At 62.7% G+C, this 24,318-nt stretch carries 26 protein-coding genes and 2 pseudogenes; 14 read left to right on the top strand and 14 right to left on the bottom strand.

Annotation, left to right across the window (positions count from 1 at the left end; all coding sequences use genetic code 11):
* Positions 1-46: 46 nt before the first annotated feature.
* Positions 47-1,159, top strand: coding sequence for a trypsin-like peptidase domain-containing protein (locus tag IPN92_13030; protein MBK8639143.1), 1,113 nt, complete (start codon positions 47-49; stop codon positions 1,157-1,159).
* A 50-nt stretch (positions 1,160-1,209) separates the two neighbouring features.
* On the opposite strand, the gene IPN92_13035 is transcribed toward IPN92_13030, so the two are convergent.
* Together IPN92_13035 and moaA are read right to left on the bottom strand one after the other, a co-directional pair.
* Positions 1,210-1,470, bottom strand: a complete 261-nt coding sequence (locus tag IPN92_13035; GenBank protein ID MBK8639144.1) for a zinc ribbon domain-containing protein — start codon at positions 1,468-1,470, stop codon at positions 1,210-1,212.
* A gap of 96 nt (positions 1,471-1,566) precedes the next feature.
* Positions 1,567-2,556, bottom strand: coding sequence for a GTP 3',8-cyclase MoaA (gene moaA / locus IPN92_13040; protein ID MBK8639145.1), 990 nt, complete (start codon positions 2,554-2,556; stop codon positions 1,567-1,569).
* 253 nt (positions 2,557-2,809) lie between these two features.
* Between moaA and IPN92_13045 the strand changes: the two genes are divergently transcribed.
* Positions 2,810-3,823 carry a class 1 fructose-bisphosphatase gene (locus IPN92_13045; protein ID MBK8639146.1) on the top strand — a complete coding sequence of 338 codons (1,014 nt, stop codon included), beginning with the start codon at positions 2,810-2,812 and terminating at the stop codon, positions 3,821-3,823.
* Between the two features lie 97 nt (positions 3,824-3,920).
* Here the strand turns inward: IPN92_13045 and IPN92_13050 are convergent, their stop codons facing one another.
* A complete protein-coding gene (locus tag IPN92_13050) occupies positions 3,921-4,181 on the bottom strand; it encodes a DUF2442 domain-containing protein (GenBank protein ID MBK8639147.1) in 261 nt (86 codons plus the stop codon).
* Positions 4,178-4,450 carry a DUF4160 domain-containing protein gene (locus tag IPN92_13055; GenBank protein MBK8639148.1) on the bottom strand — a complete coding sequence of 91 codons (273 nt, stop codon included), beginning with the start codon at positions 4,448-4,450 and terminating at the stop codon, positions 4,178-4,180. The genes IPN92_13050 and IPN92_13055 overlap by 4 nt, the downstream gene beginning before the upstream one ends.
* Before the next feature lie 225 nt (positions 4,451-4,675).
* Here IPN92_13055 and IPN92_13060 point away from each other — a divergent pair.
* From IPN92_13060 to IPN92_13070, 3 genes and pseudogenes are all read left to right on the top strand, one after another.
* A pseudogene (locus tag IPN92_13060) lies at positions 4,676-5,584 on the top strand (site-specific integrase).
* The gene (locus IPN92_13065) at positions 5,581-5,916 is read left to right on the top strand and encodes a hypothetical protein (GenBank protein ID MBK8639149.1); all 336 of its coding nucleotides are present in this window, start codon (positions 5,581-5,583) and stop codon (positions 5,914-5,916) included. Before IPN92_13060 ends, IPN92_13065 begins: the two are co-directional and overlap by 4 nt.
* Positions 5,917-5,922: 6 nt before the next feature.
* Positions 5,923-6,120: a transposase gene (locus tag IPN92_13070; GenBank protein ID MBK8639150.1), complete on the top strand. Its 198-nt coding sequence runs from the start codon at positions 5,923-5,925 to the stop codon at positions 6,118-6,120.
* Between the two features lie 481 nt (positions 6,121-6,601).
* On the opposite strand, the gene IPN92_13075 is transcribed toward IPN92_13070, so the two are convergent.
* Together IPN92_13075 and IPN92_13080 are read right to left on the bottom strand one after the other, a co-directional pair.
* Positions 6,602-6,811, bottom strand: coding sequence for a hypothetical protein (locus IPN92_13075; protein MBK8639151.1), 210 nt, complete (start codon positions 6,809-6,811; stop codon positions 6,602-6,604).
* Between the two features lie 49 nt (positions 6,812-6,860).
* Positions 6,861-7,829 (bottom strand): hypothetical protein, encoded by a 969-nt coding sequence (locus tag IPN92_13080; GenBank protein MBK8639152.1) that lies wholly within the window; start codon positions 7,827-7,829, stop codon positions 6,861-6,863.
* Positions 7,830-8,280: 451 nt separating this feature from the next.
* Between IPN92_13080 and IPN92_13085 the strand changes: the two genes are divergently transcribed.
* Positions 8,281-8,655, top strand: a complete 375-nt coding sequence (locus IPN92_13085; GenBank protein ID MBK8639153.1) for a phage integrase N-terminal SAM-like domain-containing protein — start codon at positions 8,281-8,283, stop codon at positions 8,653-8,655.
* Between the two features lie 38 nt (positions 8,656-8,693).
* On the opposite strand, the gene IPN92_13090 is transcribed toward IPN92_13085, so the two are convergent.
* The 3 genes from IPN92_13090 to IPN92_13100 are packed head-to-tail and all read right to left on the bottom strand — an operon-like array spanning position 8,694 to position 11,216.
* On the bottom strand, positions 8,694-10,130 hold the full coding sequence (locus IPN92_13090) for a PhoH family protein (GenBank protein ID MBK8639154.1): 1,437 nt from the start codon (positions 10,128-10,130) through the stop codon (positions 8,694-8,696).
* A gap of 38 nt (positions 10,131-10,168) precedes the next feature.
* A complete protein-coding gene (locus IPN92_13095) occupies positions 10,169-10,645 on the bottom strand; it encodes a peroxiredoxin (GenBank protein ID MBK8639155.1) in 477 nt (158 codons plus the stop codon).
* 25 nt (positions 10,646-10,670) lie between these two features.
* Positions 10,671-11,216: a glycine cleavage system protein R gene (locus IPN92_13100; GenBank protein ID MBK8639156.1), complete on the bottom strand. Its 546-nt coding sequence runs from the start codon at positions 11,214-11,216 to the stop codon at positions 10,671-10,673.
* 220 nt (positions 11,217-11,436) lie between these two features.
* Between IPN92_13100 and IPN92_13105 the strand changes: the two genes are divergently transcribed.
* The 5 genes from IPN92_13105 (at position 11,437) to IPN92_13125 (ending at position 17,486) form a co-directional block, all read left to right on the top strand.
* Positions 11,437-12,312, top strand: coding sequence for a 4-hydroxy-tetrahydrodipicolinate synthase (locus IPN92_13105; protein MBK8639157.1), 876 nt, complete (start codon positions 11,437-11,439; stop codon positions 12,310-12,312).
* A 54-nt stretch (positions 12,313-12,366) separates the two neighbouring features.
* Positions 12,367-13,533, top strand: a complete 1,167-nt coding sequence (bamC, locus tag IPN92_13110) for an outer membrane protein assembly factor BamC (protein MBK8639158.1) — start codon at positions 12,367-12,369, stop codon at positions 13,531-13,533.
* Positions 13,534-13,567: 34 nt separating this feature from the next.
* Positions 13,568-14,329, top strand: a complete 762-nt coding sequence (locus IPN92_13115; GenBank protein ID MBK8639159.1) for an MBL fold metallo-hydrolase — start codon at positions 13,568-13,570, stop codon at positions 14,327-14,329.
* A 60-nt stretch (positions 14,330-14,389) separates the two neighbouring features.
* Complete coding sequence (gene cysM / locus IPN92_13120) at positions 14,390-15,280, top strand: cysteine synthase CysM (protein ID MBK8639160.1); 891 nt, start codon at positions 14,390-14,392, stop codon at positions 15,278-15,280.
* Between the two features lie 292 nt (positions 15,281-15,572).
* Entirely contained in the window at positions 15,573-17,486 is a 1,914-nt protein-coding gene (locus IPN92_13125) for a L,D-transpeptidase family protein (GenBank protein MBK8639161.1), read from the top strand.
* Between the two features lie 106 nt (positions 17,487-17,592).
* Here the strand turns inward: IPN92_13125 and amrA are convergent, their stop codons facing one another.
* Together amrA and amrB are read right to left on the bottom strand one after the other, a co-directional pair.
* On the bottom strand, positions 17,593-18,189 hold the full coding sequence (gene amrA / locus IPN92_13130) for an AmmeMemoRadiSam system protein A (GenBank protein MBK8639162.1): 597 nt from the start codon (positions 18,187-18,189) through the stop codon (positions 17,593-17,595).
* Positions 18,170-19,000, bottom strand: a complete 831-nt coding sequence (gene amrB, locus IPN92_13135; protein ID MBK8639163.1) for an AmmeMemoRadiSam system protein B — start codon at positions 18,998-19,000, stop codon at positions 18,170-18,172. Before amrB ends, amrA begins: the two co-directional genes overlap by 20 nt.
* 114 nt (positions 19,001-19,114) lie before the next feature.
* Between amrB and amrS the strand changes: the two genes are divergently transcribed.
* The 3 genes from amrS (at position 19,115) to rdgC (ending at position 22,145) form a co-directional block, all read left to right on the top strand.
* Positions 19,115-20,197, top strand: coding sequence for an AmmeMemoRadiSam system radical SAM enzyme (amrS, locus tag IPN92_13140; protein MBK8639164.1), 1,083 nt, complete (start codon positions 19,115-19,117; stop codon positions 20,195-20,197).
* A gap of 53 nt (positions 20,198-20,250) precedes the next feature.
* Positions 20,251-21,150 carry a YihY/virulence factor BrkB family protein gene (locus IPN92_13145; protein ID MBK8639165.1) on the top strand — a complete coding sequence of 300 codons (900 nt, stop codon included), beginning with the start codon at positions 20,251-20,253 and terminating at the stop codon, positions 21,148-21,150.
* A gap of 68 nt (positions 21,151-21,218) precedes the next feature.
* Complete coding sequence (rdgC, locus tag IPN92_13150; protein ID MBK8639166.1) at positions 21,219-22,145, top strand: recombination-associated protein RdgC; 927 nt, start codon at positions 21,219-21,221, stop codon at positions 22,143-22,145.
* On the opposite strand, the gene IPN92_13155 is transcribed toward rdgC, so the two are convergent.
* The 3 genes and pseudogenes from IPN92_13155 to IPN92_13165 form a co-directional block, all read right to left on the bottom strand.
* Entirely contained in the window at positions 22,142-23,149 is a 1,008-nt protein-coding gene (locus IPN92_13155; GenBank protein MBK8639167.1) for an NAD-dependent epimerase, read from the bottom strand. The genes rdgC and IPN92_13155 overlap by 4 nt on opposite strands.
* Positions 23,150-23,275: 126 nt before the next feature.
* Positions 23,276-23,722 carry an SRPBCC family protein gene (locus tag IPN92_13160; protein ID MBK8639168.1) on the bottom strand — a complete coding sequence of 149 codons (447 nt, stop codon included), beginning with the start codon at positions 23,720-23,722 and terminating at the stop codon, positions 23,276-23,278.
* A gap of 67 nt (positions 23,723-23,789) precedes the next feature.
* A pseudogene (locus tag IPN92_13165) lies at positions 23,790-24,252 on the bottom strand (VIT1/CCC1 transporter family protein).
* Positions 24,253-24,318: the final 66 nt, after the last annotated feature.

Genomic DNA, 24,318 nt, shown 5'->3' on the forward strand with positions numbered 1-24,318 from the left:
GATGCCCATCCCCTTTTCCAAATTCGGCGTCTATGGGGGTAGATCCATGCGCTCCTTCACCCTTGCCCGCTTTCTGCTGTGGTTTGCGGTCTTCCTGCTTCTGGCCCTCGCGCTACGGCCCTGGGTGGAGGATGTGCTGATCGGCTTTCGCGCCGTGCCGCGCGCCATCGCGCCCCGCGGCGATCTGGGGGGGGACGAACAGACGACGATCGCCATCTTCGAGGCCTCCACCCCCTCGGTGGTCTATATCACCACCACCACCCAGGTGCTGGATATCTGGACGCGGGACATAACCGAAATTCCCCGGGGCACGGGTTCGGGTTTTGTCTGGGACGACCAGGGACACATCGTCACCAATTACCATGTCATCAAGGGCGTCCGCTCGGCCCGGGTGGGGCTCTGGGATCAGCGCACTTACGACGCCGACCTGGTGGGCGCCAGCCCGGAGCATGACCTGGCCGTGCTGCGCATCCGGGTCCCCACCTCGCGGCCGATGCCGCTGCCCATTGGTACCAGCCAGGACCTGCGTGTTGGCCAAAAGGTGCTGGCCATCGGTAATCCCTTCGGGCTGGATTACAGCCTGACCACCGGCGTCATCTCGGCTTTGGACCGTACCATCCAGGGGGATAAGGGCCAGTCGATCCAACACCTGATCCAGACCGACGCCGCCATCAACCCTGGCAATTCCGGTGGCCCCCTGCTGGATAGCGCCGGGCGCCTGATCGGTATCAATACCGCCATCTTCAGTCCCTCGGGGGCCTTTGCCGGCATTGGCTTCGCCGTGCCGGTGGATACGGTCAACCGGGTCGTGCCGGAACTCATCGCCCACGGCCATTTCCAGCGCCCAACCCTGGGTATCAAGGCCGATGACGCCATCAGCGACCGGATATTGAGCCAACTTGGCCTTTCCGGTGTGCTGGTGCTCCAGGTGGAGCCCGGCTCGGCGGCGGAACAGGCGGGTTTGCGGGGGACCAAGGCGGAGCGGGGTGGGGGTATTGCCTTGGGCGATATTATCCTCGCCGTCAACGACCAACCCCTGGACAGTCTGGGGAAGCTGAACGACCTGCTGGAACGTCACAAGGTCGGCACTCAGGTCATGCTCACCATCGACCGGGTGGGTGAAACCCTTAGGGTCGGCGTAGTGCTGCAAGGACGATAAACGCCCTAATCGCCGGGGGCCAGAACCTCCCTGGGGCCCCCGGCGCGACCTTACATCATGCCGCACATCCCCGAGGGGCAGCAGCCGCCGCTGCCACAAGACGGCGGCGCCATGCCGCTGCCCAGGCTGGCCTTGGAGATGAGGTTGCCACCGGTGGCCAGGCGATGCACCGGGCTATCCGTGGGCGTCTCCCCGGGCTCGACCCCGGCGCGCGCGCAGAGTTCGCCCCAGTGGGTGATGGTCTCGTTCATGCGATGGCTCACCTCGACCACTTGGCCATTGGTGTCGCAGCGATAGTCGTATGTAGGCATGGAAAGCGCTCCGCTATATCAAGAAAGACTGATGAACCAATTATAGGCCGGGGCATCGAGGTGGCCAACGGGCATTTCCCGCAGACTGTCTGTCCTTCAACCCCCGATGCGGTTCATCGGTCGCCCCATGACGGCGGGAATGCCGGTCGCGAAGCCATGACCCTCGGGTTTCATGCGCAGGGCGTCCATGATGGCCTGGCGCAACCGGGCGTCGTCGCCGGGATATTGGCGAAGGATGGCACGCAGGTCGAGCGATTCCTCGCGCCCCAGACAGAGGAGCAATTGACCCTCGCTGGTGACCCGGACCCGGTTGCAGTCGGCGCAAAAGTTGTGGCTGTGAGGCGAAATGAAGCCAATGCGGGTGGGGCTGTCGGGAATGCGGTAATAGCGGGCGGGTCCGCCCGTGGTCTCGGTGGTGGGGATGAGGGTGAAATGGGGCTCGATCCGGGCGCGGATCTGTTCGCTGGAATAGCGGGTGGTGGGGCGATGCACGACCTCGCCCACTGGCATCTCCTCGATAAAGCTGATGTTGATGCCCTTGGTGAGGGCGAACCGCACCAGGTCGAGGATCTCGTCCCCATTGCGCTCGCCGAGGATGACGGTGTTAAGTTTGATGCGGTCGAAGCCGGCGGCGATGGCGGCGTCAATGCCGGCCAGCACCCGGCCCAGGTCGCCATTGCGGGTCAACTGGCGGAAGCGCTCGGGGTTCAGGGTGTCCAGGCTGATGTTGATGCGCCGTACCCCGGCGGCGCGGATAGCGCGGGCGCGGACCGCGAGCTGGGAGCCGTTGGTGGTGAGGACCAGTTCCGCCAGGCCGGGCAGGGCGTGGATGGCGCCCAAGAGTTCGATCAGGTCCGGCCGCATCAGGGGTTCGCCGCCCGTAAGGCGCACCTTGCGCACCCCCAGGCCGACGAAAATACGGGTCACCGCCAGGAGTTCGGCGGGGCTCAGGGCGAGATCCCGCCGGGCGAAGCGCTGATCCGGGTCCATGCAATAGATGCAGCGGAAGTCGCAGCGGTCCGTCACCGACAGTCGCAGATAGGTGATGCGCCGGCCGAAGGGGTCGACCAGGTCCGAGCCTGACAGTGGGGTGGCGGTTGACATGGGCTTGACCCTGAGGTTCACGTTAGGATCTATTTTGCCCCTTTCCCAGGGCGCGAGTCATTCGCCAATGCATCGGCGCCCGGGAAATAGAAGAGGGGCAGAGCATAGGGCGCCAGGAATTGTCGGAAGGTCAGGAAATCGAGCAGAGTATCCATCATCGAGGTGTGCGTAATATCAATATTCGCTAATATATGCCGTACTCCGCCCTGGGGCTCGCCACAACTGGAGGCAGTGCATGCACAACGGTACCACTATCACCCAATTCATTATTGAAGAGCAGCGTCGCGTCGCGGGCGCCACGGGGGATTTCACCTCCCTGCTCAACGATGTCGTCACCGCCTGCAAGGTCATCTCGAACATGGTCAACCATGGCGCCCTGGTGGGGGTCCTGGGCAGTGCCGGGAGCGAGAATATTCAGGGCGAGACCCAGAAGAAGCTGGATATCCTCTCCAACGAGGTCTTCATCAAGTCCAACGAGTGGGCGGGACACCTGGCGGCCATGGCCTCGGAGGAGATGGACGATATCTACCCCATCCCGGCGCGCTATCCCCGCGGCAAGTACCTGCTGACCTTCGATCCCCTGGATGGCTCCTCCAACATTGATGTCAATGTCTCGGTGGGTACCATCTTCTCCATCTTGCGGTGTCCCGGCGAGGGTGATCAGCCCAGCAAGCAGGCCTTCCTCCAGCCGGGCACCCGGCAGGTGGCGGCCGGTTACGCTATCTACGGCCCCTCGACCATGATGGTGCTCACCACCGGCAATGGCGTTAACGGCTTCACCCTGGACCAGAATATCGGCGAGTTCATCCTCACCCATCCCAACATCCAGATCCCCGTTGAGACCCGCGAATTCGCCATCAACGTCTCCAACTTGCGTTTCTGGGAGCCACCGGTGCGACGCTACGTGGATGAGTGCCTGGCTGGTCGCGAAGGTATCCGCGGCGAGGACTTCAACATGCGCTGGATTGCCTCCATGGTCGCCGAGGTCCATCGTATCCTCACCCGGGGCGGCGTCTTCATGTACCCCATGGACAGCAAGATGGCGGCCAAGGGCCTGGGCGGTAAGCTGCGCCTCCTTTACGAGGCCAATCCCATGTCCTTCATTGTTGAACAGGCTGGCGGTCTGTCGGTGACGGGCAAGGACCGCATCCTCGACCTCCAGCCCGGGGATCTGCATCAGCGTGTCCCGGTGATCCTGGGTTCCCGCGCCGAGGTGGAGCGCATCCAGGGCTATCATCTCGCGGACTGAATTGCCCCGGCGTTAACCCTGTCCGCCCTGTCTGGCCGGTGGCTGGCGGGGCCGCGCTCGCTTTTGAGGCGAAGGTTAGGTGTCAAGCCCCTTATCCTTACCTAGCCATATGTTGGCCGATGTCTAGTGGAGTAGGTCTCCAACGTGCTTCGATGGTATCTGCGGACAGGTCTGCACCACAAGCCCACTCAAGGAAATACACTCCATTGTGAACAGCCATAAATTCAGTATGGTCTTGAAGCGGTGCGAACACTTCTGAGCTTAGGTATGGCTTGACATCAAATAGACCCGTAACCCCATCTTCAGCCTCAATGAAGAGTAGGTTATCTTCCATCGGCACGACTTCAGCGATTCTCATTGGTCTAGCCCTCGAATCGAGAAAGGTTGCTTGCCGTTGACAGCAAGGCCCCAATCCGCTATCAGTTCGTCTTCATGAATGGCAATCCACGCTACGACCATTTTATGTTTCTTTGGCGGTAGATGGCCGACTAGTAGTTCCCCTTCAGGGATGGAGTAAACGGCAACTTGCCCTTGGAATTCCGCATGGATGTGCGGAACGTTGTGCTTGTCGGTGTCGTAAAAGAACATCCGAATCAGAACGCCGTAAAACATAGAGATGGTGGGCATCGAGTTTCGTCTCCCCTGTCTCTGGAGCCCAACGTTCCGGCTAAAGCGGGCGTGCGTACTGGGATGCCGAAGTCCCAAAAAATGGCTTGTGGCGCGCCTCGCTTTTGAGCCGGCTTGTTGGACGAAGCCGCTACCGCAGCAGGTGAGCTGAGCCCCAATACTCTCCCCGCCGCCCGACCCCCGGGCGGTCGCGACCATCGCGACAACCCTGCTGGAGAGTATCCCCTGAATTCTATCGAGCAAGCCCGGCTTAACCCCCTCTACGCCACCCTGCTGCGCGCCCTGCAACTCCAGGGCAAGGCCGAAAAGACCGTCGAGGCGTATGCGCGTGCGATCCGCCGCAGCGCCGATTTCTTCGGGCGCTGTCCCGACGATCTGACGGCTGAGGAGCTACAGACCTACTTCTCGGCACTCCTGAAGTCCCATTCCTGGTCTACGGTCAAGCTCGACCGCTGTGGATTGCCGTTCTTCTACCGCTCTGTCCTCAAGCGGCCGTGGGACTGGACCGAGATCGTCAAGCCGCCGCGTCCCCAGCGCCTGCCGGACGTGCTGACGCGGGAGGAGACCCTGCGGCTGCTGGGCACGGTTCGCAAGCTGCGCTATCGGGTCTTCTTCACCACCCTCTACAGCACCGGCCTGCGTCTGAGCGAAGGGTTGGCGCTGGAGGTGGGCGACATCGACGCGCAACGGCTGCGCATTCATGTGCGCGGGGGCAAGGGCAACAAGGACCGCTAGGTGCCGATCACCGACACGTTGCTCCACATGCTGCGCCGCTGGTGGGCAACCCACCGCCATGCGCGCCTGCTCTTTCCCAGCCCCACCGGCGGCCCCGAGCGGATGCGTCAGGCCACCACCCCCATGGACCGCGGCGGGGTGCAGGCGGCGATCCGGGCGGCGGTGGCCGATGCCCGCATCCGCCTGCGCATCAGCGTCCACAGCCTACGCCACTGCTTCTCGACCCACATGCTGGAGCTGGGGGTGGATTTGCGCGAGCTGCAGACGATCCTCGGCCACGCCCACCCGGAGACGACCGCTCGCTACGCGCACCTGACCGAGGTCACCGCCGCCCAGGCGCGCAAGCGCCAAGGCCATCTGCTGGAGTCCTTCGTCCTGCGCTGGAGGGACGCGGCATGATCCGCCTGGCCGAGCTGATCAAGACCTTCCTCCCGGATCTGGAGCAGAAGTACGGTAGCCGGCTGTTGCCCAGCCACCGCCAGGCCCTGACGGCGATCGAGCAGTGCCGCACCCAGGCCCTAGGCAGCGTCGCCAGCCACTGGCGGCGCAAGACGGGCAAGTCCCTCTTCCCCCACAAGGCCCTGGCCAAGGTCCTCCGGACCAAGTGGTTCCACGCGATGAAGGTGCGCGGTTGGGCCGTCCAGGCCAACCTGCCTGCACCGTGGTTGGTCGATTGCAAGCAGGTTGGCAACGGCGACTTGGCGCTGGCCTACCTAGGGCGCTATCGCTAACTCGGGGTGCTGCCGAAGAAGAACATCCTGCGCAACGCGAACGGTCAGGTGACCTTTCGCTACACCGACAATCAAGGGACCCACAAAACTCGCACCCTGGCCGAGGCAGACTCCCTGTGGCTGCTACAGCATGTCCTGCCCATAGGCTTCCGCCGCAGTCGCGATTACGGCTTCCTCCATGCCAACGGCAAGCGGCTCATCTAGCTGTTGCATAGGGTGCTGGGCTTCATCCCGCCCCAGCCAAAGCAGCAATGCCCACCGCAGTGCTGCAAACAGTGCGGGGGAACGGTGACCGTGTCGATCTTCCCCATCCTTGCCCATCTGAGTGCAGCGGCAAGGCCTGTGGCGGCGGCCCTGGAGATGGCGATGTAACCCGGGCCACCTCTGCACCTCCCGCAGAGCGGGCCATTCCCGCTCAAGGGCTGCGCTCGGCCCAAAGTCATGCGATTTTGACCCAATTCCAGCCAACTTCGGCCGGATGGAGCCCTGCTCCGGTAGCTGAGCCGCCCTCTCTCCCACCACCATCCCCGGGATCGCCTCCCGGGAGATGGTCGGCAAAAAGATATTTCCTAGTCAAAGGCTCCGTGCCAACCCGCCGGGCTCGTCCAACCATTAGGACAACTCGTGGTTCGCTGTGCTCACACGAGTTGTCCTTGCTCGTTAGGCCTTTACGTTGCTACCTGAATTATGCTGCTAGGAGCATACCTTCATTTGGACGATCGGAGTCACCGCGATTATCAGATTCTGCAGCGTAAGTAGATTGCTGAGTATTTGTCGGCGCACCCGATGCATAGATATTGGCGAACTCCTCATTGACAGGCTTCCAATTCCAGTCCGTCGATTCAGGCTTGTCTGAAATTGGAGGTTCAAGATACCTTAATGCAAAAACTTTCATATTTTGGCTCCGAGATGGTTGAGGATAAAAAACACGTGATTTCAGGTTGTTAGTCGATTGTCAAATTACCCCCTAGGTTACTAATAAGCCATTTTGAAATTGATCTAGATATTTTTGTGCCGGTGAGGTTTTCTATCCACAACCATTGCCCCATGGAATTCACCTCCAGAAAAAACCACTCCCCATCTAGCGATACTATAAAATCAAGCGCCCCGTATTCTAAGCCAAGGTTTTGCATTAGGGATGTAACCATTCCTCTTATTTCTGGGGGCGGCACTAGCAATGAGTGAGGGGTATGAGCCAAATCGTACCGACGCCAATCTACGTTGGCACGAGATGATTTCTGCGAGTCGATCTTACAAACATGGTGCTCATTACCAACGACGGTATACCGAACTTCATAAGACTTTTCTATGTATTTTTGTAGTGTTATTGGGTTCTCGCCCATCTCGCCAAACTCATCGAGATCGGTAGCTTTTACCTTGTTTACGTACATTCCTTTGTTTTTTCCATCGCTATCGAGATAAAATCCTTGGTGGAGCATTTTGATTACTACTTGATTTTGTTGTTTGGCAAATTCAACCAGCCTTGATTTATCGTTTGTTGTTATAGTTGGTGCCAATGAAAAACCTATTTCTTTTGCTAGGTTGTACTGAAAAAATTTATTATCTGCTTTGTAAGATTTGTCTAATCTATTGAGCCAAGGTATATCTTTAAGGCTTTGATATAAGCCGATTAAACCCCGGTCCCACTCACCTTTCCATATTTTTATTCCTGGGTTGCTTAAGTTAGCCTCGTCCAAGCTTAGCTCAACAAAAGCCCTTCTTGCCCAAACGCATTTTATATATTGCGACGACGTGCTTTTTCTATTTGATTCGATTGTAAAGCCATCAAACGCCCAGTGAAATTTTGTATTTTTTAATGATTCCGTATCTAAATTAAGGCGAAAGTAAGGGGTTTTTGACTCGGTCAACTGGCTGCACACTAAATCTGCGTGTGCATCAAAAGTGTCTGACAAGATAAGTATCATCGATTCTCTCAATTTTTAAGTTTGGTTTGTGCAATTTAAGCCTGAAAAGCTGGCCGGCGGCGAAGGCTAACAATACAATATCGGCCTAAGGACTAATTGTTTAGACGTCGTGCAGGCCTCATGGACCCCCGGTCGTGGCACGGCGTCTGGCGCGCACGACGAATAACTAGAGTTCGGCGGCCGATGTGCCACATAAACCCGCCTTGCGGGCGAAAATAAACCATAAAACCCGCGTAAGGTCAAGGGCTTCCGCAGCGTTTCGAGCGTCCGCCGCGCCCAAACTTTCCGGCGATTTTGCCGGATAAACCGGAAACAGCGGCGAAAGAGCCGCATAAACGGGACCCCATGGCTTGGCGCAAACGCAGGGATCTATCGCGGAATCATGGTGTTGGTGAGCCAGCTTGGTAACGAATGCGATCCACGATCATGGCGCCCGGCGATGCAATCCAGTTTCGGAAAGGGGCTAGAAAACGCGGGTGGGAGCTGGGGCTCGGGGTGCTATGGACACTCCACTTCAGCTCGAGGATGGGATGCCTACATCGGCCGGATCAAGCGCTTCATCTACTTCCACGGCAAGCGCCACTCGAAGGACCTCCGCGAGGGGGAGGTCGAGGCGTTCCTGATGGCACTGGCCACCGAGCGGGGGGGCTTGGCCTCGACCCAGAACCAGGCCCTGTGTGCCCTGCGGTTTCTGTACAAGCAGGGGCTTGGCGAGGAGATCGGATGGGTCATGGGGTTATGCGGGCTAACCCTGCAGGCCGGCATCCTTAAGCGGGCAACGCCCCACAGGCTGCGCCACTGCTTCGCCATCTAGCATTGTCGGGAGAGGCGTGGCAAGCGCCGCGCGGGACATCACAACTCCTCGGAGGCAAAATCCGCCAGTCGTGAGCGTTCCCCGCGCCGGAGGGTAATGTGGCCGCCGTGGGGCCAGGGCTTGAAGCGGTCGACCACGTAGGTGAGGCCCGAGGTGGTCTCGGTGAGGTAGGGGGTGTCGATCTGGGCGATGTTGCCCAGGCAGACGATTTTGGTACCCGGGCCGGCGCGGGTGATGAGGGTCTTCATCTGCTTGGCCGTCAGGTTTTGTGCCTCATCCAGGATGATGTATTTATTGAGGAAGGTGCGGCCGCGCATGAAGTTCAGGGACTGGATGCGGATACGGTTACGTACCAGGTCGTTGGTGACGGCGCGGCCCCAATCCCCCGTCTCGCCGCCCTTGGCGCCTTGGGAGAGGACCTCCAGGTTGTCCATGAGGGCCCCCATCCAGGGGGTCATCTTTTCCTCCTCGGTGCCGGGCAGGAAGCCGATGTCCTCGCCGACCGGGATGGTTACCCGGGTGACGATGATCTCCTTGTACACGGGTTTGTCGAGGACCTGGGCCAGGCCGGCGGCCAGGGCCAGCAGGGTTTTGCCGGTGCCGGCGGTGCCCAGCAGGGTGACAAAGTCGAGATCCGGGTCGAGCAGCATGTTGAGGGCAAAGTTCTGCTCCCGGTTGCGGGCCGTGATGCCCCAGACATTGTGGCGCTGGGTCCGGTAGTCCTGGACGACCTCGATAATGGCCTCGTCGATGGCCGGTTTCTCGCGGACCAGGGCCTCGATGCCCGTTTCGCCTTCTATGTAAAGGCATTGGCTGGGGAACCAGGCGGCCACGTCGGCGCCATGGACCCGGTAGAAGGCGCGACCCTCCTCGCGCCAGGAATCCAGTTCCTTGGCGTGGGCATCCCAGAACCCCGGCGCCAGGGCCACGACCCCGGTGTAGAGGAGGTCCACGTCCTCCAGGACCTGGTCGTTGGCGTAGTCCTCCGCCGGGATGCCGAGCACCGCCGCCTTGATGCGCAGGTTGATGTCCTTGGAGACCAGGATGACGGTGGTGTCGGGATGCCGCCGCTGCAGGGCCTGGACGACCCCGAGGATGGCGTTATCCGGATTGTTCCCGGGCAGGGCGCCGCCCAGGAGGGTCCCGATCTCGAGTTGCTCGGTCTGGAAAAAGAGGCGGCCGGAAGCGGGCAATACATGGCCGCCCAGGTTTTCGCGCAGAGGCTGGATAGGCAGGCCGGCATCAATCTCCGCCTTGTCGGCGTCGCGCATCAGGCCGTCGAGGAAGCGGCTGACCTGCCGTACGTTGCGGGCCACCTCGGACATGCCCTTCTTGCCCCGGTCCAGTTCTTCCAGGACCACCATGGGGAGGTAGATGTCATGCTCCTGAAAGCGGTAGAGGGCCGTGGGATCGTGCATCAGCACATTGGTATCCAGGACGAAGAGGCGGGGCTTGGCGGGGTCGCGCTTGATCATGGTGGCTTCGGGGGTTTGAGGGGTGTGAGCTGGCTGGATCAGGGGCCAGGCGTTAATTCACGGATGGCCTCCAGGACCGCCTGGACATGACCTTTGACCTTGACGTTCCGCCACTCGCGGCGCAGGACGCCCTCGCCATCGATCAGAAAGGTGCTGCGCTCGACCCCCAGGGACTCGCGACCGTAGAGCTTTTTCAGCTTGATGACGTCAAAGAGACGGCACAGGGCCTCGTCCGTGTCGGCGACCAGGTCGAAGGGGAAGCCCTGCTTGGCCTTGAAATTCTCCTGGGCCTTGAGCCCGTCGCGGGAGGCGCCGAGAATGAGGGTGTCGAGGCCGGTAAAGTCAGCGCAGGCATCGCGGAAGTCCTGCCCCTCCTGGGTGCAGCCCGGGGTGTTGGCCTTGGGGTAGAAATAGAGCACCAGGTTGCGGCCGCGGAAGTCCGAGAGGCGGGCCCTCCGGTTGCCGGTCAGGCTGAATTCCAGGTCGCCAAGGGGCTGGCCGAGGATCGTGGTCATGGGTGGAAACCTCCGGGTAGGGCGATCAGCCTTTCAGCGGCTCCAGCACCGCGTCCAGGTTGAGGTCGTCGCAATAATCCATGAACTCCTCCCGCAGCCCGGCGATATGGATGTCGGCGGGAACCCCCACGGTCATGCGCACCGAGAACATGGGCGTCCCCGTGTGGGCGGCGGCATAGGAAGAGGTGGACATATCCTCAATATTAATGTTGCGCTCGGCAAAGAACTCCGCCAGATTGTTGACGATGCCCGGGTGATCCATGGCGATCACGTCCACGCCATAGGGCAGCAGGTTCTTACCGGTGGCGCGTTCGCTGGTGCGCTTGAAGATGATAGTCATGCCCAACTGGCGCTCCAGTTCCGGCAGGACGATTTCCAATTTGGCCAGGGTGTTCCATTTACCCTCGACCAGGAGCATGACGGCAAATTCGCCACCGAGGACCGTCATGCGGCTATCCTCGATATTGCAGCCCTGGTCCAGGAGAACCTTGGACAGGCGGTTGACGATGCCAGGCTGGTCTTCGCCGAGGGCGGAAATGACGAGATAGGTCTTCTTGGTTGGGGCGGTCATGGTATCCAATCGGGCAGGCTGGAGGTTTGTAGGGGGCCGGCTGGCGTCCAGAGACAGGTCCGCATGGCGTGTTGCGTCCAGTTCCCAGGGCCTATTGACAAAGAGTTTAACACGCCCTTTCGCCGGTCTCGAATTAAGCGGTTAGAATCAAGTGGCTTGTTTTCGCCAGAATAGCCAGGATAATATCCTCAATTTTTCACAGCGGTTCGGAGTAGTGGCCATGTTTCGCGGTAGTATCGTTGCCCTCATCACCCCCATGCAGGGGGATGGCCGCCTTGACGACCTGGCCTTGCGGCGCTTGGTGGACTTTCATATCGAGGAAGGTACGGATGCCATCGTCGCTGTCGGCACCACGGGCGAGTCGGCTACCCTGGATGAGGAAGAACACTGCCGCGTGATCCGTCAGGTGGTGGAATACGCCGCCGGGCGCGTCCCCGTCATCGCCGGGACCGGCGCCAACTCCACCACCGAGGCCATCCGCCTGACCCGCTGCGCCCAGGAGGCGGGCGCCGATGCGGCCCTGCTTGTGACGCCTTACTACAACAAACCGACCCAGGAAGGCCTGTATCTCCACCACAAGGCCGTGGCCGAGGCCGTGGACATCCCGCAGATTCTCTATAACGTGCCAGGCCGCACCGCCTGCGATATGCAACCGGCGACGGCTGCGCGCCTGTCGTTGATATCCAACATCATCGGCATCAAGGAGGCGACCGGCGATCTGAGCCGGGTGGCGCAATTGAGGTCCCAGTGCCGGCCTGGCTTCGCCCTCTTCAGCGGTGACGACGCCACGGCCTGCGACTTCATGCTCCAGGGCGGCAATGGCGTCATCTCGGTGACCGCCAACGTGGCCCCGCGCCTGATGCATGCCCTATGCGCCGCGGCCCTGGCCGGGGACGCGGACGAGGCGCGCGCCATCAATGCCCGACTGGATGGCCTGCACCGCAAGCTGTTCGTGGAGTCTAATCCGATCCCGGTCAAGTGGGCCGTGGCGGAGATGGGCTTGAGCCCCACCGGTATTCGCCTGCCCCTAACCTGGCTGACCGAAGCAGCGCGACCCGCGGTGCGCATCGCCATGCGCCAGGCCGGCATCGACTGATTCGCCCCCCCAGGACTCGGCGCCCCTTATCCCGCAAACCTAAGCAGCCCCCCCATGCCCATGCACATACGCAAAGTCATCGCCGCCTTCCTGCCGATCCTGCCGTTCGTCACGGCCTGTAGCAGTTTTAGCGTGGATGAGTATCTACCGGATCACACCCTGGCTTACAAGCAGCAGCGCGAGGCGGGCGAGAACCTGGAACTGCCGCCGGATCTGGTCTCTGGCAAGTTCGATGACGCCATGGATGTGCCAGACGCGGGGGGCTCCACCACCTATTCCGAGTACGCGGGCGAGCGCAAGCAGAAGGGTCAGATCGCCAAGACGGGCGATGTGCTGCCCGATGTCAAGGACGTGACCTACCACCGCGAGGGTGACCGGCGCTGGATCGAGATCAACGCCAAGCCTCAGGCCCTCTGGCCCCGACTGGAAAGCTTCTGGCGGGAACGGGGCATTCTGCTGGCGGAGAAGAACCCGACCACGGGCGTCATGGTCACAGACTGGATCGAGAATCGCGCCGAGATCAAGAGTAATGCCATCTCCGACATGATGCGTAAGGTGCTGGATAGCGTCCATTCCACCGGCACCCGCGACCAGTACCGCTTGCGCCTCGAGCCGGGCCCCAAGCCCGGCACCACGGATATCTTCCTGACCCATCGCGGCATGGAGGAGCGCCTGATGCGCAACACGGTCGCCGAGGACTCCAACACCATGTGGGAGGCGACGCCCTCGGATCCGGACAAGGAGGCCGCCATGCTGCGCTCCATCATGATGTATCTCGGTGTCACCCGTGATCGTGCCAAACAGATCGTCAGCGAGGGGGGCAGCAGCAGTGCCGCCTCCTCCGGTTCCGCCGCTACCGCGGGCTCGCGCCTGGAGGAGGGGGGCAACGTCCTGGTCATTGATGATGAGTTGCGTAACGCCTGGCGCCTGGTGGGCGTCGCCCTGGATCGGAGCGGTTTCGCCGTCGAGGATCGGGACATGAGCCAGGGCGTTTATTACGTCCGGTACGACGACTCCTCCAAGGAAGCACACAAGAAGGGCTTCCTCTCCAAGATGGCCTTCTGGAGGGATGACAAGGTGGATACCGTGACCCAGTATCAGGTCCGGCTCATTGCTAACGGCAAGGAGACCCGGGTCCAGGTGCTCGACAAGGCGGGTAATCGCGACAATTCGACCACGGCCCAGAACATCCTGGCCCTCGTCAAGGATCAGATGCGCTGACCCAGGGATGACCAGGACCTCCGGGGAGGCGGGCATGCGCTTTGCCAGCCTGGGCAGTGGCAGTCGGGGTAATGCCCTCCTAGTGGAGGCTGGGGGTGTCCGGCTGCTGGTGGATTGCGGCTTTGCCGTTCGGGAGACCGAGCGGAGACTGGCCTTGCTGGGGGTGGCACCCGGAACCCTGAACGCTATTTTGGTGACTCACGAGCATAGCGATCACATCAGGGGTGTCGCCGCCCTGGCGCGCCGGCACGGCATCCCGGTATGGGCGACGCCCGGGACCTGGGGCCGGCAACCGGCATCTGCGGTGGAGCAACTCCATCTCATCTCCGGGCTGGGCCCCGGCTTCCAGGTCGCGGGTATCCGGGTGGAGCCCTTTCCCATCCCCCACGACGCCCGCGAGCCCTGCCATTTCATCCTCGAAAGCGGCGGCCGGCGCCTGGGGTTGCTGACCGACAGTGGTTGCGTGACCCCCCATATTCGTGACCGCCTCCGCGAGTGCGACGCCCTCATGCTCGAATGCAATCATGACAGCGAGATGCTCCGGCGCGGCCCCTATCCCCCCTTCCTGCGGGCGCGCGTGGCTGGCGACTTCGGGCACCTGGGCAACCACCAGGCGGCGGAATTGGTCTCCTCCCTACCGTGCCGCAGGCTGAGCAGCCTGCTCCTGGCCCACCTGAGTGACAAAAACAATCGCCCGGAACTGGCGCGCCAGGCCCTGCTGGCCGTGGATGCCAGCCTCGCGGATCGCCTCACCCTGGCCGAAGCGGACAGCCCCAGCCCCTGGCTGCCCGTCTAGAAAGGCTAATTCTTTCATCTCATCGCAGCGAGGCCGCCGGCAAGCGGCGAGATCCAGCCCATGAACTATCCGACCATCGAGGACTTTGTCGGCAACACCCCCCTAGTGCGGCTGCAACGATTGCCGGGTGATACCGACAACCGCATCCTGGCCAAGCTGGAAGGTAACAACCCGGCGGGCTCCGTCAAGGATCGCCCGGCCCTGTCTATGATCCGGGGCGCCGAGGAGCGGGGGGACATTCGCCCCGGCGATACCCTGATCGAGGCCACCAGCGGCAATACCGGTATTGCCCTGGCGATGGTGGCGGCCATCAAGGGCTACCGCATGATCCTGATCATGCCGGAGAACATGAGCCTGGAGCGCCGCGCCCTGATGCGCAGCTATGGGGCCGAGATTCGCCTGACCCCCGCCGAAGGGAGCATGGAGGCGGCCATCGACCTGGCCCGCGCCCTGGAGGCGCGGGGCGAAGGCCGCATCCTCGACCAATTCGCCAATCCCGATAACCCCCGCGCCCACTACGAAACCACGGGGCCGGAGATCTGGCGCGATACCCAGGGTGCCGTCACCCACTTCGTAAGCGCCATGGGCACCACCGGCACCATCATGGGGACGAGTCGTTACCTCAAGGAACAAAATCCCGCCATCCAGATCATCGGCGTGCAACCCAAGGAGGGTGCCAAGATCCCCGGGATTCGCCGCTGGCCCGAGGCCTACTTGCCCAGGATCTACGAGCCCGGCCGGGTGGACCGCATTCTGGATGTTACCCAGGAGGAGGCGGAGGACACGACTCGCGCCCTGGCGGAGCGGGAGGGCATCTTCTGCGGTATCTCCTCCGGCGGCTCCCTGGCCGCGGCCCTGACCCTCTCGCGAGAGATCTCGGGAGCTGTCATCGTCGCCATCATCTGCGATCGGGGCGATCGCTATCTATCCACGGGGGTCTTTCCAGCCTGACCGGGTCCGGCGTTGTCTCTATCACGCAACATTACATCTGGCCCCGGCCAAAGTGACCACGAGATGGCTCTCCTATCGCCCCGGGCTTGTCGACCTGATTATAAAAATTCCTCTGATTTATTAGAGGGTAGACTGAGGCACCGTCAGGCTCAATGCCTGCGAGGACTCAAAGTGTAGCATTATGGCAACGTCGTATTTTTGCTGACATCTGGCCCCCGGAACGATTAAAATGACCCGGGGTCAAAAAATTTATTGTCCCCATGGCAGCTTGGCTTGCTGGAGAAGACAACCAATGTGGTACTGGAATCATTTTGAATCGGCGGCGGTAACAAGTCTGGGTCAGACACGGCGGCGGCTGATCCTGGTCCTGGCCCTGGTTTTCCTCCTGCTGCCCGCCCTGGCCCTGGCTGGCGACCTGCTGCAACAGCGGCTTACCGCTCTCCAGGAACAATCCAAGCCGGTCCTGGCCGATGTCCGACTAGCCTCGCCCAAGCTGCTCAACCAGGCCTACGCCGCCCGCGATTACGCCTTTGCCTGGGTCAATCCTGGTCAGGTCTCCGACTTCAAGGCCCTCGCGGAGCGCAGCCGCGACTTCGGCCTACGCCCCGTGGACTTCCATATCCCGGAATTGGACAAGCTGCTCCCGGGTGGCGATCCCTCGGCCCTCAAGGGTCAGGAGCGCGTCGATGCCGAGATTCTGCTGAGCGATGGCCTGCTGCGATTCATCCATCATTCCCGCTATGGCAAGGTCGATCCCCGTGCCATTGACAAGAATTGGAACCACGATGACGGACCCAAGGGCGAGGTCCTGGCCGCCGATCTCGGCCGCGCCCTGGCCGCGCCCAATACCAAGGCCGCTGTTACCGCCCTGCGCCAGGAGCCCGGTTTTTATGCCCAGCTCAAGGAGGGCCTGGTGCGCTATCGCGCCTACGCCGCCGCGGGTGGCTGGCCCACTATTCCCGCGGGTCCCAAGCTGGAGCCGGGCATGCATGATGCCCGCGTCCCCATCATCCGCGAGCGGTTGCGGATCACCGGTGACTATCAGGGCCCGGCGTCCACCAGTGGTAATTTTTACGGACCCGAGTTGGAGAAGGCGGTACGGCACTTCCAGGCGCGTCACAGCCTCGAAGTCGATGGGCGGATCGGCAAGGCCACCTTCGCAGCCATGAACGTCACGGCCGAGGAGCGCGTGGCCCAGATCCGGGTCAACCTGGAACGGATGCGCTGGGTTAGCGACCAGCTGCCCAAGGATTATCTGCTGGTGGATATCGCCGCCCAGCGGGTCGAACTCCATCGGGAGGGCCAGGATGTCTGGCGGTCCAAGGCGATCGTGGGACGTCCCGAGCGACCCACTCCCATCTTCCGCGATCGCATCGAGTACCTCGAATTCAACCCGACCTGGACGGTCCCGCCCACCATCCTCAAGGAGGACGTGGTCCCCAAGGCCCGCCAGAACCCCAATGCGGTGCGCAAGAAGGGGCTGGAGATCATCGATCGCCGCGGCAACAAGGTGGAGCCGGAGGCGGTGGACTGGAATGTCTCCCCCAACAACCTGCCCTACACCTTCCGTCAGCCGCCGGGCCCCAAGAACGCCCTGGGCCAGGTCAAATTCATGTTTCCCAATCAGCACTCCGTCTATCTCCACGACACTTCCGATCGCCAGCTCTTTCAGCGGGCCAACCGGACCCTGAGCTCGGGATGCGTACGGGTGGATAAGCCCATCGAATTGGCGGAGTTGCTGCTCAACGATCCTAAGTGGAATAAGGAGAAGTTCGCGTCCGTGTTCGAGACCAAGCGCCCCTCTTCGGTGCGCCTCAAGCAGCCCCTGCCCGTCATCCTCTCCTACTGGACCGCGGAGGCCGACGACAAGGGCCAGGTACACTTCCGCGCGGATTTCTACGGTCAGGACCAGCCGGTGTTGGCGGCCCTCGATGGCCCCAGTGCCGGGCTACGGCTCTACCGCGCCGCTTCGGCGGACGCGGCTCCGGCCAAGGACAGCGTGTCCGAGGCGGAGGCCAAGGACTGGATGGCGGGCCCGCCGCCGGAGGAGGACGCCGAAAAAGAGGCTGCGGCGGGCAACTTGGTGGCCAAGCCGGCCAAGCCCTCGCTCAGCCAGCCCAATAGCAAGCCGGTCACCCCGGCGGCCCCCAAACCGGCTCCCAAGGCCCGCGAATCCCTGGCCGGTGCCTCGGCCAAGGCCTCTTAGCCCCAGGTCCTGGCCCAGGCCCAGCTTGCTGGGCATCCGGTTGTGACCCAGGCCCGCCCCAGCGGGGGGCCGCTGGGGCGGGCCTGTTCAGTTTTATGGTTTAAAATCAGGAGGATGGGTTTTCATCGCCAAAGGACTCGGTCCGGTACCGGCTGACTCTGAGCCGGTCCGACCAATAATTCTCCGGCAATCCCGCCTTGCGCTTAAGGTGTCGGAGAAAGTCCACCGGTTTGGGCAGGGACTCCCAGACGGAGGGCAGGAAGGTCCCGCGGGCGAGGCCCTCCTCGAGAATGAGGCCATCCCGGCCCGGCTCGATCAGGGCGAACAGTTCCTGCTCGGAACCGAAGCTCAGCGGGGTCGGGGGCGTCAACACCGAGATCTCAATGTGCAGCCGTTCCAGTTCCCTGGCCGTCACCGGCGGAAAGCGGGGATCGCGAAAGGCGGCGGCGAAGGCGTTTTCGGCCACGTCCTTGACCAGCGGCTGCCGGGCCTCCAGGTGGCCGATGCAGCCCCGCAATTGGCCAAACTCCTGCAGGGTGACGAAGGCCGCGCGCTGGGCGCGCAACTCGGCGGCGTAATCTTCCAGATTGACGCGCAGGGGCCGGCCCTCCTCCAGGCCCAAAGCGATGGAGCATCGCGCCACCGCCAACAGGGCCTGGCGCAGCTCCGCATGCAGCAGCGGCTCAAGGGGCTGGATCTTCATGGAAGCCTCCCGGGGCGAAGGCAAAGGCACCGTAGCCAACCACCCGGTCGCGGGAACCGGCGGTGTCGCCGGAGTTGCGCAGGTCGAGGATGCGGCCCTGGAGGCCGTGATGCCGCGCCGCCCGCAGCAGCCCCTTGACCGGATTGCGGCCGCAGGCCTGGTCGTCGCCGATGGCCGCGGGGTCCAGGTCGGCGATGGCCCGGCTGGTGGCCTGGTCCAGGCGTCTGGCGCTGGCATAGTCCAGGTAGTGGCTCAGGTCCGAACTGACGACGATCAGGGTCTCGTCGCCGCCCCAGAGGCGCTCCAGAACCTCGGCGACCTCCGTCGTCGTGGCCTCGCCCACCAGGAAAGGCACCAGACTGAAGTCGTCCAGGATCATTTGCAGGAAGGGTAGTTGTACCTCCAGGCAGTGCTCGCCCTGGAAGGGGGCCTCGTAGGGCCGGGCCTGAGGCAGGTCCGCCAGGGCCTGGTAAGCCGCCAGGTCCACCGGTACCTGGCCCAGGGGGGTGAGAAAGGCCCGTGCCTGGCTGTAGGCCAGGCCATGGAAGGCCAGGCGATGGGAGGGGCCGAGCAGCACCACCCGGCGAATGCCCGCCGCCCCCGCCAGGAGCTGGGCATAGGCGCTGCCCGCCACGGGACCCGAATAGATATAACCCGCGTGGGGCGCGATCAGGGCCTTGGGCATGGGGGCTGAGACCGCCCCGGCATGGGCCTGGCCCGCCCGCACAAAGGCGCGCACCTCTGCCTCCAGGGTCCGCGCATCCGCCGGGTAGAAGAGCCCGGCCACGTTGGGATGACGTAAAGCGCTCACCGTTTTGTACCTCGAAGTGATGGGATCCGCCTGTGATCCGTCTATGCTTATTTTAGGTCGAAAACAACCCCCCTGCCCGCAAGCCGCTGGCAGTGCAACCGCGAGGTGAATGACGTGACCCTTCCCCTCACCAACCACCCCACCCGTTACTGGCATCGCCTGGCGGATGGTCGGGTGCAATGCGATGTCTGCCCCCGCAATTGCCACATCAAGGAGGGCCAGGCCGGGCTCTGCTTCGTGCGCGCCTGCCAGGGTGGCGAGGTGGTGCTCACCAGTTACGGGCGCTCCAGCGGTTTTTGCGTTGACCCCATCGAAAAGAAGCCCCTCAATCACTTCCTGCCCGGGACCCCGGTGCTGTCCTTTGGCACCGCCGGCTGTAACCTGACCTGCAAGTTCTGTCAGAATTGGGATATGAGCAAATCCCGCGAGGTCGATACCCTGGCCGTGAGCGCCTCCCCCGAGGCCATCGCCCGCCGTGCCGCCGAACTCGGCTGCCGGAGTGTTGCCTATACCTACAACGACCCCGTCATCTTTCTCGAATACGCCCGAGATACGGCCCTGGCCTGTCGGGCCCGGGGCATCCGCAATGTCGCTGTTACCGCCGGCTACATCAATCCGGGTGCCCGCGAGGATTTCTTCTCCGCCATGGACGCCGCCAACGTCGATCTCAAGGCCTTCACCGATGACTTCTATCACCACCTCTGTGGCGGTCATTTGCAACCCGTGCTGGAGACCCTGGAGTACCTGCGCCACGAGACATCGGTCTGGGTGGAACTGACTACCCTGCTGATCCCGGGTCACAATGACTCGCAGACCGAGATCGAGGCCATGACTACCTGGGTCGTGGAGCATCTGGGGCCGGATGTCCCCATGCACTTCACCGCCTTCCATCCGGACTGGAAGATGCTGGATGTGCCGCCGACGCCCATGGCGACCCTGACCCGCGCCCGCGATATCGCCAAGCGCAACGGCGTGCATCACGCCTATACCGGCAACGTCCACGACCGCCGGGGCGAGAGCACCTGGTGCCAGGGCTGCGGGGCCTTGCTCATCGAGCGGGACTGGTATCAATTGGGCGCCTGGGGCCTGGACGCCGAGGGTCGCTGCGCAGCCTGCGGCACCCCCTGCGCGGGCGTCTTCGAGGCTCGGCCCGGCGACTGGGGCAGTCGCCGTCTGCCGGTGTCCATGCCCAGATGAAGCCGTCTGTTCCGCGGGGGCAGGGGCCCCGGGAGCCCCGGGGGGAGAGCCCGATGGTGGGTGGAGGGGCTGACGATGCGCCAGCCTCGCCCTGTGGGCCGCTGGCCTTCGCCCTGCGGGTCCTCCGGGGCTTCAGGCGCAATCAGGGCATGCTGCTGTCCGGCGCCGTCGCCTATTACATGCTCCTATCCATGATTCCGCTTTTCCTGCTGTTGCTGGTGGGGCTCTCGAACCTGGTCCCGGAGGCCCAGTTGCTGGAGGCGGTGCGTAAGGAGTTGGCCCTCTTCATGCCCGGCATGGCGGACACCATGACCGAACATTTAGGGCAGTTTCTCGTCAATCGTCATCTGATCGGCTGGCTCGGCTTTGTCTTCCTCATCTTCTTTGCCACCATGGCCTTCACCCTGCTGGAGAATGCCATGTCGGTGATCTTCTTCCACCGTGTGGCCATCCATCGCCGCCACTTCATGGTGTCGGCCCTGATCCCCTTCCTCTTCATTGCCCTGATCGGGGCCGGCCTCCTCTTCATCACCCTGACCAGCGGCGCCATCGAGGCCCTGTCCCAAACCCAATGGCAGTTCTTAGGCCGGCAATGGGGCCTGGATGGCCTGTCGGCCCCGCTGCTCTATCTCCTGGGCCAGGCCGGCCTGGTGCTGCTCTTCATGGCCCTCTATCTGGTCATGCCTCTGGGCGGTATCGCCATCCGCCACGCCCTCGTGGGGGGGCTGGTCGCGGCCGTGCTGTGGGAGATCAGCCGCCACCTCCTGGTCTGGTACTTCAAGACCCTGTCCCTGGTGAATCTTATTTACGGCTCCTTCGCCGGCGCCGTCGTCCTCCTCCTTACCTTCGAGGTCGCCGCTTTAATCCTCCTGCTCGGCGCCCAGGTCATCGCCGAGTTTGAGCGCTGCAGGATGCCACAAGAGGAGGCGATCGGGTCTGGATTCAACACCTAACCCCTCCCCGGGCTTGCAAGTAGCGCCGAGGCGCGGATAATCCGCTCCCTTTGCCGGGAGTAAGCGCCGTGTTCAAGAATGTCCGATTGTTCAGGCTGGATGATCCAGCCTCGGTTGAAGCGGATCGGATCGAGGAGCAGCTCGCAAAGCGCCGCTTCCGCCCCTGCGGCCCCCTGGAGACGGCCACCCTGGGCTGGGCCCCGCCCTTGGGCGACGGTGCCACTGCCCTGTCCCACCTGGCGGGAGACTGCCTCCTGGTCTGCGCCCGCCGCCAGGAGCGGCTGCTGCCCGCCTCGGTGGTGGCCGAGAGTCTGGACGAAAAGATCGCCGAGATGGAGGATCGCGAGGCACGTACCGTCGGCCGCAAGGAGCGCCGTCAGTTGCGCGATGAGGTCATGCTGGATCTCCTGCCCCGCGCCTTCACCCGCTCGCGCCGGGTCTGCGCCTATCTGGACCGCCAGTCCGGCTGGCTGCTGGTGGACGCCGCCAGCGCCAAGGCCGCCGAGGAGGTGGTCGATCTGCTGCGCGAGACCCTGGGCTCCCTACCCGTGCATCCCCCTCGTCCCTCCCAGCCGCCCGAACTGCTTATGACCCGCTGGGTCATCGAAGGCGAGTTACCGATGGGCCTGGAACTGGGGGATGAGTGTGAGCTGCGCGACGCCCAGGACGAGCGCGCCCTGGTGCGCTGCCGGGGTCATGACCTGGCCTGCGAGGAGATCTCCACCCATCTGCGCTCCGGCAAGCAGGTCACCAAGCTCGCCCTCGACTGGCGGGAAAACCTCGCCTTCGTCCTCCAGGAGGACCTGTCCCTCAAGCGTCTGCGCTTCGCCGATGAGCTGATCGAGGAGGGCGTGGATCCGGGGCTGGAGGACGAAGCCGCCCGCCTCGACGCCGAGTTCATCCTCATGACCGGCGAGTTGCGCGGCCTGTTGGAGCGTCTCGAAGCGGTCTTCGACCTGGCTAGCGGCGACGACGGCCAGCCGGCCCCCTTTTAGACCCCGTAATAGCCCCGATACCAGTCCACGAAGCGCGCTATGCCCGTCTCCACCGCGGTGTCCGGCTTATAGCCCGTGTCCCGGACCAGGTCCGAGACCTCGGCGTAGGTGTCGGGGACGTCGCCAGGTTGCAGGGGCAGCAGCATCCTTTCCGCCTTTTTGCCCAGGCAGTCCTCCAGCACCTCGATGTAGCGCAGCAGCTCCACCGGGTGCTGGTTGCCGATGTTATAGATGCGGTAGGGCGCGGCGCTGGTGGCGGGGTCGGGGTCGGCGCCGTCCCAGCCGGGGTTGGGGGCGGCGGGGCGGTCGAGGACCCGGATCACCCCCTCGACGATGTCATCGACGTAGGTAAAGTCGCGGCGATGGTGGCCGTAATTGAAGACCTCGATGGGCTCGCCGGCGAGGATGGCGCGGGTGAACTTGAACAGGGCCATATCCGGTCGGCCCCAGGGGCCATAGACGGTGAAGAAGCGCAGGCCGGTCGCCGGTAGCCCGTAGAGGTGGCTGTAGGTGTGGGCCATGAGCTCGTTGGCCTTCTTGCTGGCGGCATAGAGGCTCAGGGGGTGGTCCACGTTGTGGTGGACGGAAAAGGGCATGGCGGTATTGGCGCCATAGACCGAACTGCTGGAGGCGAAGACCAGGTGCTCGACCCCGTAATGGCGGCAGCCCTCCAGGATGTTGGCGAAGCCGGTGAGGTTGGTGTCCACGTAGGACATGGGGTTCTCGATGGAATAGCGCACCCCGGCCTGGGCGGCGAGATTCACCACCCGCTGGGGCTGGTGCTGGGCAAAAGCGGCACTGATGGCCTCTCGGTCCTGGATATCCAGGCGCAGGTCGGTGTAGCGCGGGTGGTCCAGGGTGCGGGCGAGGCGCGCTTGCTTTAGGCCCACGTCGTAATAGTCGTTGAGGTTGTCGATGCCGATGACCTGGTCGCCACGGGCGAGCAGACGCAGGGAGAGCGCGGAGCCGATGAAGCCGGCGCTGCCGGTAATGAGTACTTTCATGAGAGGCCTCGAAGTTTGAACCAACCACCTAATGAGAGATGGGCGTGCGCCGGTTGTGCTTAGGCTAACGTTTCAGTTAAGCGGATTGCGAAGGGTCCGCTTGAGCGAGGGGCTAGCGTCACTTTCTTAGTCCGGGATCTCAGCTTCCACGAGCATGGCCAGGAGCGCCAGCGACTCTTGCCAGCCCAGGTAGCAGGCTTCCGTAGGGATGACCTCAGGTATCCCTTCCTGTACGACCCGCAGTTCGGTTCCGCACGACACTTTGGTCAGTGTGACCGTCGTTATCATCTGGCCGGGAAGCTTGGGGTCGTCGAACTTGTCCGTGTACCGCAACCGCTCGTTTGGGACGAGTTCAAGGTACTCGCCGCCAAAGCTGTGGGTCTGACCGCTGGAGAAGTTCGTGAATGACATCTTGTAGGACCCGCCAACCTTGGCGTCCATGTGGCTCACTTTCCCGGTGAACCCATTCGGTGGTGTCCACTTGGCCATTGCATCAGGATCAAGGAAGGCGCGATAAACACGCTCTGGCGTGGCGCGCAAGACGCGATGAAGTCGAACTATACCTGCTGGCATGTTACCTTCTCCCGGAAGTTGGTGGTGCATGAAGGGTTGGGTGTCGCGTTCCCTGACACCATGAATCTCAGGCGGCTACCCCAAAAAGGGCGCCCACTCCAGCGGTCAATGCCATTGCCAACGCCCCCCAGAAAGTGACGCGTGTGACAGACGCAATCACGGGGGGCGCCCCCTGATTGGGTGGCAACGTTCGAGGCCAGTGTCTCATCCAACCCGCGCTTAGCGTAAATGGCCGCCAGTTCCGCGTGTTCCTGCTCGGGATTCTCAGCCAACTCCTTGCTCTCCCGAGCCAGATCCGCGCGTACGGTATCGGCTTGTGAACTGACCGAGACATATTCCCCAGCAGCCATTGACATAGCGCCGGCGACAAGGCCGGCAACTCCCGCAATCAGGATAGCCTGAGTCCCCGCGCCTGCTGTTGCTACGCCCAAGGTAAGGCTGGCGGTAGAAACGATACCATCGTTCTCGCCAAGGACAGCGGCACGAAGCCAGCCTGTTCGGTGTGTTCTATGCCATTCATTGTGTCTCATAGAGCCTGCCGCGTAATGGGGAGTTCATTGCGACGCCCAACTGTTACTTAACAGATCTGTCTAGTC

The sequence above is a fragment of the Chromatiaceae bacterium genome (genome assembly GCA_016714645.1).
In the GTDB taxonomy this organism is placed as follows: domain Bacteria; phylum Pseudomonadota; class Gammaproteobacteria; order Chromatiales; family Chromatiaceae; genus M0108.